Genomic DNA, 13,584 nt, shown 5'->3' with positions numbered 1-13,584 from the left:
CGTGGACGAATGTCAGCTAAGTGAGCTGCTAACGCAGCATCCGAACATCAAACCCAATGTCGGCTAAGGGCCGCCAGCGGCGAGGCCAATGTGTCATGGCCGAGAGATGCCGCGCTGCCTTGGATATCTGAAACGAGCCGAGAGTGGTCATTCTTGTCGACCCCCTTCAAGCCTACGCCAGGGTGGTTCGCTTGGCAATTGCCAAAGCTACTCCGACCATCCGACAGAGCGCAGCTTTTTGACCAACTGTCGCGCTGTGTCTGGCTCGCGATGAAGTCGCGTCAAAAACTCTTCTATTGGAAACCCCGGCCAACTTTTTTCGATTTGATCGATCATGCGGCGCCCGTCCTGCTCCCTACCGACGGAGGAGTAAGCAGCGGCCAAGTACACGACCCCAAGAGCGGAAACCGGACCACCACTTGCGTTACCCTCTTCAAATGCAGAGATTGCTTCGTGGTATAGGCCAAGATGAAAATATGCCGCTCCCAGTATGTTCAAGTACGCAAAACGCGTGTTTTCACCTTCTCTTGGGCGATCACGGTCGCCTGCTTGTAATCCTTTTTCGAACTCTCCAGACGCGACTGCGACAACGCCATAGAAGTCCAGCACGTTGCCATTTTCAGGTGCGAGCGACAGTGCGCGTTCGGAATACCTCATGGCACTTTCGAAATCGCGTTCCACAAACGCCACCCAGCCTGCTGCTGATTGCACCCATTCGTGATCCGCGTCGAGTTCTAACGCCCGATCGCGCATTTCGCGGGCTTCAGCCAAAAAATTGTCGTGCCTGGCGCCAGCGATTGACAGAAGCGCAAGCGAGCCGAGAGTCTGGGCCGCCCCCGCATAGGGCAACGCGGAGTTCGGATCGATCTCAATCGCGGCGCGGAACAATTCCGTGGTCAACATTTGTCGATGCGCGTCGAAAATAGGATAGATTAGACCTCTGGCCTGCAAGGCCATATTGGCGGCTTCCAATGCCGCAGGCGATTGCTCCATGAGCGCCTGACGCTCGACGCGGGCCGCGAGTTCGGCATCGTCCGGACGCGGACCGGGACGGAGCACCTCAAAAACTCCGAGTGCGATTACCGCCAGCAGTACGCACGCAAAAAGCACTAAGCGAAGTTTTTTCGGACCTCCACTGAGAAGTGGTCTGGCTGTGCCGTCGGCGGCCGGAGATTGCGCTGAAACGACGTGACGCTCGAATGTGGGTGCGTAGCCGCCTTTGCGTATTTGAACGCGAACCGCGTCCGCTCGGCCATCGCTGTCGTAGTAGTCATCTAATGACCTTCTCAACCGTCCCGCCTCAACGCGAACGAAGTTAGCGGAGTTTGTCTCGTCGACGGTATCCCGTCCGTAGAGATGGAACCCTATGGACTTGGCGCTGAGGTCCGCCCCCTCCTCGGACAGAGATTTCTCCGTCACGTAAATCAGGAATTCCTTGAGACGCGGCGAGTTCGCGAATATCCGACTTTCCACCACCGAAGCCACAGCAGCACGTTTTTCTTCGACACTGAGGTCGTTTCCGCTCTTGTCGCGGCAGGTGCTGTTTCCTTTGGTTTCGGTCATATTTTCAAACAGATAGTGCGTGAGCTTACTGGCGATTTTAGGGTAAGTTACTTCCCTGACGGATATTTTACCCGCAAGTCTGAGCGTGTCCAACCAGACGATTTGGAGGCACGTGACCTTTCTTGAACGATATAACCCAGGACTTTTTGTAAAGTATGTGAAGAGCCGTCAGTTCGACAGTCGCATTGGTGAAGTCTTCGACGATTTGGAAGAGATTGCCGGATCGTACGGGTTTGACGAAGTTTCAAAAGACGAACCCGCCACCTCCATCGTTTCGGAATTGATCGAAGAACTCCAGCGGCGAATAGAGGCCGTTGAAATACGAGACAACGATTGAAGGAGAGATTGCACGATGTGGATCATACGAAACAGAACCCAGCCTGCTTTGGGCTTGTCGATAGCGATAAGTGGCGCGGCCTTTGCAGCGATGGCGGCAGATCAAATCGTCCATGACGCAGAGTTTGTCCGGATGGAGCAGGAATTCGGTCTCGCCTGGGCTGACGATGACGCCACTGTGCGCGAAAAGCTGGTGGCTCTCGAAGCGCGGTTCGGAAAGAAACCCAACATTGTCTACATCATGGCCGACGACGTCGGGTACACAGAACTTGGCGTGTATGGCGGCGGCAAAATTCGTGGAGCGCCAACAGCCAGCCTGGACCGTATGGCGGAAGAGGGCATGAAGTTTCTGTCCTTCTATTCGGAGGTCGAATGCTCGCCGTCGCGTGGCGCGGTTCTGACCGGGCGTCATCCCATCCGAAACGGCGTCTATAACATCACGCTACCGGGCGAGAGCGGAACTGGTTTGCACAGTGATGAGGTGACAATCGCCGAGTTGCTGTCGGACGCGGGTTACTACACTGGTTTTTTCGGCAAGTGGCATCTGGGCGACGACGACGGCAACCATCCGACAGAACAAGGTTTCGACGAGGCGGAATGGTCGGAAGGAAATCCTCCTTGGTGGGTTAACAACAAGAACGCTTCCAAAGATGACGATATTGGCGGATTCACACAGCGCGCTTTGATGCACTCGCCCGGCCCTGAGGGATTTCCCTATGACACCGGCGGCGTCATGCGGGCAAAGAAAGGCGAGGAGCCGGAACCTGTCTATGAATACTCAATGGAAAGGTACAATACTTACGACACGGAGGTCGCGGATAACGTCATCGAGTTCATCACGCGCCGCGCCAACACGGATCAGCCGTTCTTTGTGAACTTCTGGGGCAAGGGTAATCATTTCTGGGGCGCTCACCCGGGTTTTCGCGACACACCTGCTGAAACCAATACCGCAGCTCAAATGGTGGAACATGACTACAATGTCGGGCGCGTTCTGAAAACGCTGGTCGATCTTGGGATCGCAGAGAACACCTTGGTGGTTTGGAGTTCGGACAATGGACCCATGTACACGGTGCACCCGCACGGCGGTTACTCCTTACTCCAAGGAGGCAAGGGGGAAACGCGGGAAGGCGGCATCCGCGTGCCGGCGATCGCGTGGTGGCCCGGCATGATCGAGCCGGGGCAAGACCCGCTCGACATCGTCCAGATCACGGACTTCTTTACCACATGGGCAAGCATCGGTGGCGTGCTCTCGGAGGTGCCCGGCGACCGGGTGATCGACGGTGTCGACCAATCTGGTTTGTTCCTGCTTGGAGAGGGCAACGGGCGTCGCGACTATGTCTTCCACTACAATCGCCAAAACTTGGAGGCGGTGCGCAAGGATCAGGTCAAACTGAACCTGAAGCCGAGGAATCCCAACTTTCATTTCTACGAGGTTTTCAATTTGTATCATGATCCCGCCGAGCGGTTCCCAAATGAGGCGCAAAACGGAATTTGGGCGGGCCCGGGCATCACCAAGATGATTCAGGAACACATGCTGCTGATCGAAGATTATCCGCATCGGTCAGTGAGCAGTTTCTACCGTGATTTTGACACGTCCTTCGATCCCGAACTGACGCCGCAGTATACGCCACAAAAGACAGTGGACTGGTAAGTTTCGTTTAAGGGAAGCTTGGAGCCATTGCAAATGGCTCCATCAACAAAATGTCTGCTTGGTTTGCACTTGAGACCTTGGTCACTATCGAATTCGAGCAGTCGCGGCGAAAGGCGGCTATGCGGGTTGCGGCCGCAGATTCACAGAACCACCATGAAGGTCGGCTATGGGCCGCCCGCGAGAGCGACCCGCAGTATTCAGATTTCAATGGCCTCTGCTATTGCAAGTGCATCCTCAAGTTCAACACCGAGATACCGAACAGTACTGTCCATCTTCGTGTGCCCGAGTAGGAGCTGCACCGCACGCAGATTGCCCGTCTTTTTGTAAATTTGGGTGACCTTGGTCCGCCGCATTGAATGTGTGCCATAAGCGCTTGCTTCCAAACCTATAGACGTGACCCAATCACGCACGATCCGCGCATACTGGCGCGTTGAAATGTGTAAACGCTCATGGAAACGTCCTGGCCAAAGGTATTCAGACCCGACCATGAGCTCGTCTTCCATCCACCTCTCGACTGAGCTTCGAGTTCCTTCAGAAATCTCGAAGCGGACAGGCTTCTGAGTTTTGCTTTGTAACACCGAAGCCCGCGCCTTGATCTGACCAGAAGCCATGATGTCTACGACTTTCATTTTCACCAAGTCACAGCCGCGCAACTTACTGTCGATGGCCATATTGAAGAGAGCGAGGTCGCGATGGTTTTCTGCGAGTTCTAACCTTACTCGAATTGCCCAGACGTGTTTGGGTTTCAACGGCCGTTTCTGACCGACGATGCGTCCCTTGTTCCAAGCTGGGCGAAGAGCGCGAATGGCAGGTAAGTTTGGTGTTTCCATAACTGATCCTCCGATCCGCCATGCCCGCCCACAACGACAACCCGACGTTGACGAGAGAGGATATCACAGGATGCCGCGTTGCCGCCGAGGTCGGCTGCGAGCCCTACCTCTTAAATGCCGCAAAGTGAAATTCTTGTAGACGGCAAAGCAGACCTTGGTCGCGGTGAGACCTGCTTATCACCGCAGAATTCACAGGGCAAAGTTACTGGCATGTTGCAGGCGCCAGCGTCACACTCGGAGTACATGCACCGAACACTGAGCGTGTCGAACGACGAGAGCGGCTGTTGAACCCAAAAAGAATTCTTTCATCCCAGGTTTATGCGAAGCAAGGACGATACAGTCGATGCCATATTTGTTGGCGTATTCGGTGATAGCCCGCCCAGCCGATTGGCTCTCGATCAAGACAGAGGAAACCTCGGTTTCGTTTTTTAAGCGCTCGGCTAAACGCGCCTTTGCTTTTTGGAGAGATTTTTCTGCGATCCCTTCATCCATATAGTACATTATCTGTCTGTTTGGGGGCTCATGGATGTGCGCGGCAGTGATTTTTCCGCCTTCGGATACTAGAGCATGCGCCGCCGACATTGCGTGTTCACTGATGCCGTGTTCCAGAGACAGCGCGACTAGGATGTTTTTGTACATTTCAGACCTCTATTTTTAGGTTTAGGATTTCTGCTGCGAACTAGTCTCTCCCACGTCATCGTTGAGAGAGCGCTCTGGCACCCCACTCATTGGAATGGGGTGCGTGCATTTTGTCTTGTGCGTTGGCGCTTTCCGCCCATTATTTGCTGAGCAGGAGGTCCGGCAGGAACAGGGCCAACTCTGGTACAAAAGTTGTCAACATCAGCGTTGGGAGCCAGGCAAAGACTATGAAGATCAAAGTCGGCCACAGCATGCGCGAAACCGGTTCATCACAGACCTGCGCACCAAGATAGAGCAGAGGTGCAGTCGGAGGGGTGATGTTCGCCATACCTAAGTTTACGCCAATAACGGCCGCGAAATGGATAGGATCCATGCCGGTGCTCTGCGCGATGGGCAGTAGGATTGGTGTTGCCAAAAGCAGACCGGAGATATCATCCATGAGCATTCCGATCAGGATCATCACGACGTTGATCATCAGAAGGATCACAACTGGATTGTCCGAAACGGAATAAACCAGATCTTTGGCCAACTGAGGTGCACCCTGTGAGATCAGGTTGTCTGACACGATCAGAACCATGAAGATCATGACCATGACCACGCCAATCGTAACACCGGAATTCTGGATTGTCTGAGCCAGTGTTTTCCAGGTCAGTCCACGGTAGAAGTAGATCGCGATCGGGATCGAGTAGACCACTGCGATACCCGCAGCCTCGGTTGGCGTCATAATGCCGCCATAGATTCCGCCCAGAATGATCAGTGGCATCATAAGCGCAGGCCCGGCCAGGCGCGCCTGTACTCCGAATGTCGGCAGAAATGGTTTAGGACGTTCCGTCAGGTTTATGTCGTCATACTTCCGAAGCAGGAACTGATTTACGACGATCAAAAGGGTGATCAGGATGATCGCCGGAATGACGGTGGACAAGAAGCACTTTAGTACATGCTGCTGTGCAACCCAACCATAAAGGATGTGCGACGAACTCGGTGGGATCAACAGACCCAAGGGGCTGGCCGCGACGATCAAAGCCGCAGATTGCCCACCCGGATAGTTGGCCTTTTTCAGATGGGGCATCATGATGCCGCCTATGCAGGTCAGCGTTGCGTTTGCACTGCCGGAAATGGAGCCGAACACACCGCAGGCCAACACCCCAGCCGCGCTCAGTCCTCCTTTGATATGGCCAATGAACATTTCAGCCAGAGAGACAAGAGGGGCCGCGATTTTACCTTTCTCCATGATGCCTCCGGCGATCATGAAGAGTGGGATCGCCAGAAGTACAAGTGAGCGGATACCTGTAGAGCCGGTGGGCAAGTAGCCGGTGATGGATTGATCTCCGACAAGGGCGATGAAAATCAAAACCGATCCGAATGCTACATAAACGCTGACGCCCAACAGCAGCATAAAGCAGACGATAAGGAGACTTCCTCCGATGATCATTGGGTTTCTCCTTTTTGCATTTCTGATCTCAAGGGAAGACCAAGTCCCTTGCGGATATGCACGTACAAATATGCCGCCGTGAACATTGCCATGAAGCCAAAGGCAATCATGATCGCAATCCGCCAGGTGACAAACGGAATGCGCAGCACCGGGGTTGCGCGCAGCCGGGGGAATGAGAAGTCATCAAGCAGCGAGACATAACAGGCGTACATGAGGAATAGGATCACCAGGATCTCGACGGTCAGCACGACAAAGCCGCGCCACCAAATCAACCGAGGGTTTTGGATCACAATGCCAAGAATGTCCGCGTTGATGTGCAGGTTGCGGGCAGAGGCCAGAACAGCACCTGCAAAAAAGCCGATGATGCTAATGCCCAAAAGCCATTCTTCGTAGGCAAACAGATCACCGCCAAATCCATACCGGATGACAACAACTGCCCCAAATGTGAACGCCATCAGGAAACCGGCAAACATAACGATCTGCCTCATGGCAAAAGCCACTGCTTTCAGTGGATACCCAATAACAACTGGTAGCTCATCGGTGATTTTTTGCGAGCTCTTCTTTTCCGCGCTTTCGACGACCAACGGACGCTCTGCTTCAGTGCTAGACATCTTTCTCCCTCCCTTTGTTGAGCTAGAGACGAAAAAAGGGCCAACTGATTAGCTGGCCCTTCATCTCAGTGTTTATTGCTGTTCTTTTGCTGCCAGCAGGCGGTCGATGATGTCCTGACCGACGTTTTGTGCCATCGCGGGCCAGACCGTTTCCTGGACATGAGCGGCCATCGCAGCTTGTTCTTCGTCGCTCAGGCGCAGGATGGTATAGCCTTTGTCGAGCAATTTCTGGCCGAACACTTCGTCATTTTCACGATTGTAGGCAAAGAAGTCTTCGGACGCCTTTGTCATCGCGGCCTGAAGCGCGGCGCGCTGTTCGTCGTTCAGCTTGTCGAGTGTCCGCTGCGACGCGTAGAAAGTCGTCAGTTCTGAGATTGAGTTGTACTCGACAAAGTGGGTGCCAACATCTGATTTGGCGAAGATGGAATAGGTCGCGGTCTTGGTGCAGCAGATTGCTCCATCGACAATGCCGGCCTGAAGTGCGGGGAAAATGTCGCCCCATGCCATGGTTGTCGCTTGATACCCTAGTTCTTCAACCATTGATTTCACGACGCTGGACGACCAGACGCGAATGTTCATGCCCTTGTCGTCAAAGGTGTTCCAGTTTTCAGGTTCTTGCGACGAAACGATGCCGATGAACCCTTCGGGGTTCTGCGCCATTACCCGCACACCGTATTCGTCGGTGATCTCTTGCAGGATGGCGTTAAACTCGGAATCCATGTTGAGAAGCGTGCTTTCCATGTCATCCCAGCCGCCCAGCAGGAACGGCATTGACAGGAATTCCAGGCGTGGATCGGTATCGGCATAGATGAACGCCGATGCCAGGTCGATATTGCCGCGTGCAACATCTTCGAACAGCGCCTCACCCGAACCCAGTTGGTTTGCCGGGAATACTTCGATCTTCAGGCCAACGTCTGCTGCCGCGACATCCGCTGCGACCTGCTCCATCATTTTCGTGCCCTGATGGTCAATCGGGAACACGCCGGCAAAGCGCAGTGTAATGTCTTCCGCTGCGGCTGCTGTTGAGAGTGTGGTTGCAGCAAGCAAAACAGCGCCACCCATCGCGCCGAGGGCGCGGCGGTTAATCTTCGTAATCATTAAGGTTTCCTCCTCAGTGGTGTGCGTCCCGCCGCATTGCGCGCGACGGGACAATTCTTTGCTTCAATTCAGCAAAGTTCCGGGGCGACGAACTCGTATCCGAGATCATCGGCCACAGCCTTGTACGTCACCTTGCCGTGGGCCACGTTCAGGCCGTTCATAAGATGACGGTTGTCCGCAAGCGCCTGCTTCCAACCATTGTTGGCAATAGCCAGAGCGTGCGGCAGCGTGACGTTGTTGAGCGCGTAGGTTGACGTTCGGGCGACTGCGCCCGGCATGTTGGCGACACAGTAGTGAACAACATCGTCGACAACATATGTGGGCTCGGCGTGAGTGGTGGCTTTGGACGTTTCAAAGCAGCCGCCCTGGTCAATCGCCACGTCCACGACGACCGCACCGGGTTTCATTTTTGAGATCAGTTCGCGTGTGACCAGCTTGGGAGCAGCAGCACCCGGGATCAGAACCGCACCAACAACCAGATCGGCATTGGTGACTTCTTCCTCCAATGCGGCTTTGGTCGAATAGACACCCTTGGCCGACGCCTCGAAATGGTTCTCCAATTTCTCAAGAACTGCCGGATTGCGGTCCAGAATGGTCACGTCCGCGTGCAAGCCGACGGCCATCTGAGCTGCATTGAACCCAACAACACCGCCACCGATGATCACGACCTTGCCTGGTTTCACACCAGGCACACCGCCCAGCAGCACGCCCAGGCCTCCCTTTGCTTTCTCCAACGCACCGGCACCGGCCTGGATCGACATGCGACCGGCAACTTGGCTCATCGGTTTCAGCAGGGGCAGACCGCCATTGTCGTCGGTGACGGTTTCATAAGCGATGCAGACAGCGCCCGAGTCGACCAGATCTTTGGTCTGTTCCGGGTCGGGGGCCAGATGCAGATAGGTGTAAAGGATCTGACCTTCCCGCAGCATAGCGCGTTCAACAGCCTGAGGTTCCTTCACCTTCACAATCATCTCCGCATTGGCAAAGATATCCGCTGCGGTTTCGGCAATCTCCGCGCCAGCGGCACGATAGGCATCATCATCAGCCCCAATGCCTGTGCCGGCGTTGGTCTCGACGATGACGTTGTGACCATGAGAAACCAGTTCGGCGACGCTTTCAGGGGTCAGGCCAACACGGTATTCGTGGTTCTTGATTTCCTTGGGAACACCAATGAACATGTTCTTCACTCCTTGGATCGGATGATCATTTTGCCGTCGGCATGACGAATTCGGCACCTTCCGAGATGCTTTCGGGCCAGCGCTGCATGATGGATTTCTGCTTGGTGTAGAAACGAACGCCCTCTTCGCCATAGGCGTGCATGTCGCCGAACAGGCTCTTCTTCCAGCCGCCAAAGCCGTGCCAGGCCATGGGAACCGGGATCGGAACATTTACACCGACCATGCCGACCTGAACCTGCTTGCCGAACTCACGCGCAACGTTGCCGTCACGGGTGAACAACGACACGCCGTTGCCGAACTCGTGGTCGTTGATCAGTTGCAGACCTTCAGCAAAACTCGAAACGCGGACACAGGACAGGACCGGGCCAAAGATCTCTTCCTTGTAGATCTTCATGTCGGGGGTGACGTTGTCGAACAGGGTGCCGCCAAGGAAATAGCCTTCCTCGTGCCCTTCGACAGCGTAGTCGCGGCCATCGACCAGCAGATCCGCACCTTCTTCGACACCAGAGTCGATGTACCCTTTGATCCGATCCCGCGCGGCGGCGGTGACAATCGGGCCCATCTCGGCGTCCAACTCAAGACCGTTCTTGACCTTCAAGGTTTCGGCGCGTTCTTTCAGGACAGGCATCAGCTTGTCGGCGGCATCGCCAACCAGCAGGGCAACCGAGATGGCCATGCAACGCTCTCCGGCCGAACCATAGGCCGCGCCGATCAGGGCGTCGGCGGCTTTGTTCATGTCGGCATCCGGCATCACCAGCATATGGTTCTTCGCGCCGCCCAGAGCCTGAACGCGCTTGCCGTGGCGCGCACCGACCTCGTAGATGTAGTTCGCAATTGGCGTCGAGCCGACGAAGGACACGGCTTTGACGTCGTCGTTCTCCAGCAACGCATCCACGGCAACCTTGTCACCCTGAACCACGTTGAACACTCCGTCGGGGAAACCGGCTTTCTGCATCAGATCCGCGTACAGCAGAGAGGCCGACGGATCGGTCGGAGACGGCTTCAGGATAAAGGTATTGCCTGCGGCGATGGCGATCGGGAACATCCACATCGGCACCATGACCGGGAAGTTGAAGGGAGTGATCCCAGCCACAACGCCCAACGCCTGACGCGTTGTCCAGTTGTCCATGCCAGTGGAGACCTGCTCCGTGTAATCGCCCTTGAGGAGTTGCGGAATGCCGCAGGCAAACTCGATGATATCAATACCACGCTCAACTTCGCCTTGGGCGTCGGTGAACACCTTGCCATGCTCAACCGTGATGGCGCGCGCCAGTTCGTCTTTGTGCTCGCGTACCAGCGCTAGAAAGTTGTTCATCAGGCGGGCACGGCGGATCGGAGGCGTGTTCGACCACTTCGGGAACACGGCTTTTGCTGCAGCCACTGCGTCGTCGACGGTCTGTACAGTCGCCAGCGACACCTCACCGGTTTGCGTTCCGGTTGCGGGATTGAAAACCGGCTGAGTATTCTCACCGGAAGGAGCAGTGATTTGGCCATTAATGTAGTGGCCGATCAAAGCGATCGGGGATGCATCTTTCATGATGTCAGTCCTTTTTGGGGTTAGAAGTCAGGGGTTATGGCAAGTCAGCCAATACCTCTCCAAGTGTTTGACAAAGTGTCGTTATTTCGGGCTCCGAGATGATTAGTGGTGGCGACAAGGCGATGATGTCACCTGTGACACGGATCATTATTCCCGCGTCCCAGGCCCGTTTCATCGCATCATAGCCTCGCGCACCCGGTGCGCCCTCTCGTGGTGCCAGCTCGACCGCGCCCACCAGTCCCAGATTGCGAATATCGATGACATTCGGCAGATCCCTGAGGCTGTGAAGCTGATCCTCCCAAGGCCCCGACAGCAACGCAGCGCGGCGGAAAAGATCGTTCTGTTTGTAGCTTTCCAGCGTAGCCAGCGCGGCGGCACAGGACACCGGGTTGGCGGAATAGGTATAGCCATGAAACAGCTCAATCGACGCATCGGCGTTTTCCATCGCCGAGTCATATATCTTTTCGGATACGATGACCGCTCCCATCGGAATGACACCGTTGGTCAGGCCTTTGGCCGTCGTGATGATGTCCGGCTTCACATCGAAATACTCCGATGCTGTCGCGGCCCCCAAACGACCAAAGGCGGTGATGACCTCGTCGAAAATCAGCAGGATGCCATGGCGGTCGCAGATTTCGCGTAGCCGCTGCAGGTATCCTTTCGGCGGCAGAAGCACACCGGTGGACCCGGCCATCGGCTCAACGATCACTGCCGCAATGGTCGATGCATCGTGAAGCGCGACCAACCGTTCCAGATCATCCGCCAGTTCAGCGCCGTGATCCGGGCAGCCGCGTGAAAAGGCGTTTTTCTCTGGATCATGCGTGTGGCGCAGATGATCCACCCCTGTCAGGAGCGTCCCGAAATGCATCCGGTTCTTCACGATGCCGCCCACTGAAATGCCGCCGAAGCCGGTACCGTGGTAACCACGCTCGCGCCCGATCAAACGTGTGCGTGTGCCATCGCCGCGCATCCGGTGGTAATGCAGCGCGATTTTGAGAGCCGTATCGACGGACTCGGAACCAGAATTTGTGAAGAAAGCGTGGTTCATTCCCTCAGGCATCATCGCTGTCAGCTTTGCTGACAACTCAAACGCCTGAGGGTGGGAGAACTGGAAGTTCGGGGCATAATCCAGCTCGTGCACTTGTTTTTGCACGGCTTCTACGATCAGTGGATCCCGGTGACCCGCGTTGACGCACCACAGCCCGGCGGTACCATCCAAGACCTTCCGGCCATCAGAACTGGTGTAATACATCCCCTCGGCCGCCTGGATCATTCGGGGCTCGCGAAGGAAATCACGATTGGCCGAAAACGGCATCCAGAACGATGACATTGTGTTGGGTTGATCGAGCACGTCCATTCCTCGCGAAGCAGATTTTCATTTGATGACAAATTCTTGCAGAGTTCAGACCTTCCGCACATCCGGTTTTATTTTAATCTGTAAGTTATTGAAAAAAATCATTGCGCCCCTAGAATGCTTTCGATCCAAAGCAAGAAAGCACTAGAGTAACGGTTTTGTCATCAGATCTCGAAACAGCCCGTCGTCTAAAGTTGATTCGGACGACCAAAGGCCTCAGTCAACGTGAAATGGCCAAACGCGCGGGAGTGGGTAGCGGGACGATTTCTCAAATCGAAAGCGGTTCGACCCAACCTTCTGTGGCTTTGCTAAAGAAGATTCTTGCCTCAGTAGACGTCAATTTGGGCTTTTTTTTCAGTTTTGAATTACAAAACGAGGAGTCGTTTTATTACCCGCACGAAAGAATGCGCGACCTAGGATCACCTGGAGTCTCCTATTTACTTGTCGCAGGTGAGCGCCGAGACAGAAAGCTCCAGATGCTCATAGAAGAGTACGATGTCGGTGCCGACTCGGGTCGATCTGAACTGTCGCATGAAGGAGAGGAATGTGCGGTTGTGATAGAGGGCCGTCTTGAAGTAACGGTAGATGGGCAGTCCAGGGTTCTGGGTCCCGGGGACGCGTACTACTTCTCAAGCATATTGCCACACAGGTTTCGGAATGCCGGCGATACGCCATGCAAAGTGATCAGCGCCTGCACTCCTTCGTCGTTCTGACTAAATGAAAGAGCTCTTTGTGAGCGTTTTCAATATTTCGCAGGATGGTCAATTTCGACAACAGACTCGGAATGTCGAGATGAAGTCGACATTTACAACTAGGGGCCATTTGTCGGTTTTCTTGCGCGGTCCCGAACGGCGAACTCTTGTCGGATTTCGCTCTTGTAACGAATGACTGAAATGACTGGAATGCGGGCGCGGCTCCGGCAATTTGTGTGTTCGGTGAAGGTCCTGTGTGGGCTGCTAACGCAGAATTTCAGTTTTCTGTTCGAGGTCTGCTTGGGGCCGAGCCCGTCTAATCGCTGCTGGTTACTTTCAACGCCGACATTCGCAAAGCGGACAGCAATTCTATCAAGTGTTTCTTGTTCTTTGCGCTGTACTTGGCCGCTGTTGAAGAACGCTGGATGAAGTCCGCGTACTGATCAACAGTCAGGTCACAGCTTTCAATCGCGCTCGAATACGGCTCTAGGACACGCGCGATGATCTCGGTGTTTCGTTTTGCGCCGGCCTCCAGCTCTTTCTGACTTGTCGAGGTTACGCCAGCGATGATGTCCTCGGCATTGGGTGAGAACGGCGGTGAGAAAGTCGACCACGGTAGCGGCGGGATGATCTTGCTGCGGGCGGCGTAAAAGTCGTCCATCT

At 55.0% G+C, this 13,584-nt stretch carries 12 protein-coding genes and 1 pseudogene; 3 read left to right on the top strand and 10 right to left on the bottom strand.

Annotated elements, in window-relative coordinates:
- Window positions 1–207: 207 nt before the first annotated feature.
- Complete coding sequence (locus GOW31_RS06255) at window positions 208–1,656, bottom strand: tetratricopeptide repeat protein (protein ID WP_171168736.1); 1,449 nt, start codon at window positions 1,654–1,656, stop codon at window positions 208–210.
- A gap of 64 nt (window positions 1,657–1,720) precedes the next feature.
- Between GOW31_RS06255 and GOW31_RS06250 the strand changes: the two genes are divergently transcribed.
- A complete protein-coding gene (locus GOW31_RS06250) occupies window positions 1,721–1,900 on the top strand; it encodes a hypothetical protein (RefSeq protein ID WP_171168733.1) in 180 nt (59 codons plus the stop codon).
- Window positions 1,901–1,915: 15 nt separating this feature from the next.
- Window positions 1,916–3,550 (top strand): sulfatase-like hydrolase/transferase, encoded by a 1,635-nt coding sequence (locus GOW31_RS06245; protein WP_171168731.1) that lies wholly within the window; start codon window positions 1,916–1,918, stop codon window positions 3,548–3,550.
- A gap of 197 nt (window positions 3,551–3,747) precedes the next feature.
- Here GOW31_RS06245 and GOW31_RS06240 read toward each other — a convergent pair whose 3' ends face one another.
- From GOW31_RS06240 to GOW31_RS06205, 8 genes are all read right to left on the bottom strand, one after another.
- Complete coding sequence (locus GOW31_RS06240) at window positions 3,748–4,380, bottom strand: tyrosine-type recombinase/integrase (protein ID WP_171120940.1); 633 nt, start codon at window positions 4,378–4,380, stop codon at window positions 3,748–3,750.
- Window positions 4,381–4,608: 228 nt separating this feature from the next.
- Window positions 4,609–5,019, bottom strand: a complete 411-nt coding sequence (locus tag GOW31_RS06235) for a universal stress protein (protein ID WP_171168729.1) — start codon at window positions 5,017–5,019, stop codon at window positions 4,609–4,611.
- Window positions 5,020–5,158: 139 nt separating this feature from the next.
- On the bottom strand, window positions 5,159–6,451 hold the full coding sequence (locus GOW31_RS06230; RefSeq protein WP_171168727.1) for a TRAP transporter large permease: 1,293 nt from the start codon (window positions 6,449–6,451) through the stop codon (window positions 5,159–5,161).
- Window positions 6,448–7,035, bottom strand: a complete 588-nt coding sequence (locus tag GOW31_RS06225) for a TRAP transporter small permease (RefSeq protein ID WP_171168725.1) — start codon at window positions 7,033–7,035, stop codon at window positions 6,448–6,450. The genes GOW31_RS06230 and GOW31_RS06225 overlap by 4 nt, the downstream gene beginning before the upstream one ends.
- Window positions 7,036–7,134: 99 nt before the next feature.
- Window positions 7,135–8,124, bottom strand: a complete 990-nt coding sequence (gene dctP / locus GOW31_RS06220) for a TRAP transporter substrate-binding protein DctP (protein ID WP_171169283.1) — start codon at window positions 8,122–8,124, stop codon at window positions 7,135–7,137.
- A gap of 104 nt (window positions 8,125–8,228) precedes the next feature.
- Window positions 8,229–9,338 (bottom strand): alanine dehydrogenase, encoded by a 1,110-nt coding sequence (gene ald / locus GOW31_RS06215; RefSeq protein WP_171168723.1) that lies wholly within the window; start codon window positions 9,336–9,338, stop codon window positions 8,229–8,231.
- A gap of 25 nt (window positions 9,339–9,363) precedes the next feature.
- Window positions 9,364–10,875: a CoA-acylating methylmalonate-semialdehyde dehydrogenase gene (locus GOW31_RS06210; protein WP_171168721.1), complete on the bottom strand. Its 1,512-nt coding sequence runs from the start codon at window positions 10,873–10,875 to the stop codon at window positions 9,364–9,366.
- A gap of 34 nt (window positions 10,876–10,909) precedes the next feature.
- Complete coding sequence (locus GOW31_RS06205; protein WP_171168719.1) at window positions 10,910–12,232, bottom strand: aspartate aminotransferase family protein; 1,323 nt, start codon at window positions 12,230–12,232, stop codon at window positions 10,910–10,912.
- A 155-nt stretch (window positions 12,233–12,387) separates the two neighbouring features.
- On the opposite strand from GOW31_RS06205, the gene GOW31_RS06200 reads away from it, so the two are divergent.
- Complete coding sequence (locus GOW31_RS06200; RefSeq protein ID WP_171120957.1) at window positions 12,388–12,942, top strand: cupin domain-containing protein; 555 nt, start codon at window positions 12,388–12,390, stop codon at window positions 12,940–12,942.
- Between the two features lie 295 nt (window positions 12,943–13,237).
- Here GOW31_RS06200 and GOW31_RS06195 read toward each other — a convergent pair.
- Window positions 13,238–13,584: pseudogene (locus GOW31_RS06195) on the bottom strand (hypothetical protein); the annotation flags it as partial.

The sequence above is a fragment of the Ruegeria sp. HKCCA0370 genome, assembly GCF_013033705.1.
In the GTDB taxonomy this organism is placed as follows: Bacteria; Pseudomonadota; Alphaproteobacteria; order Rhodobacterales; family Rhodobacteraceae; genus Ruegeria.
The sequence above is the reverse complement of the archived record's forward strand: the minus strand, read 5'-3'. Positions and strand labels throughout refer to the sequence as shown.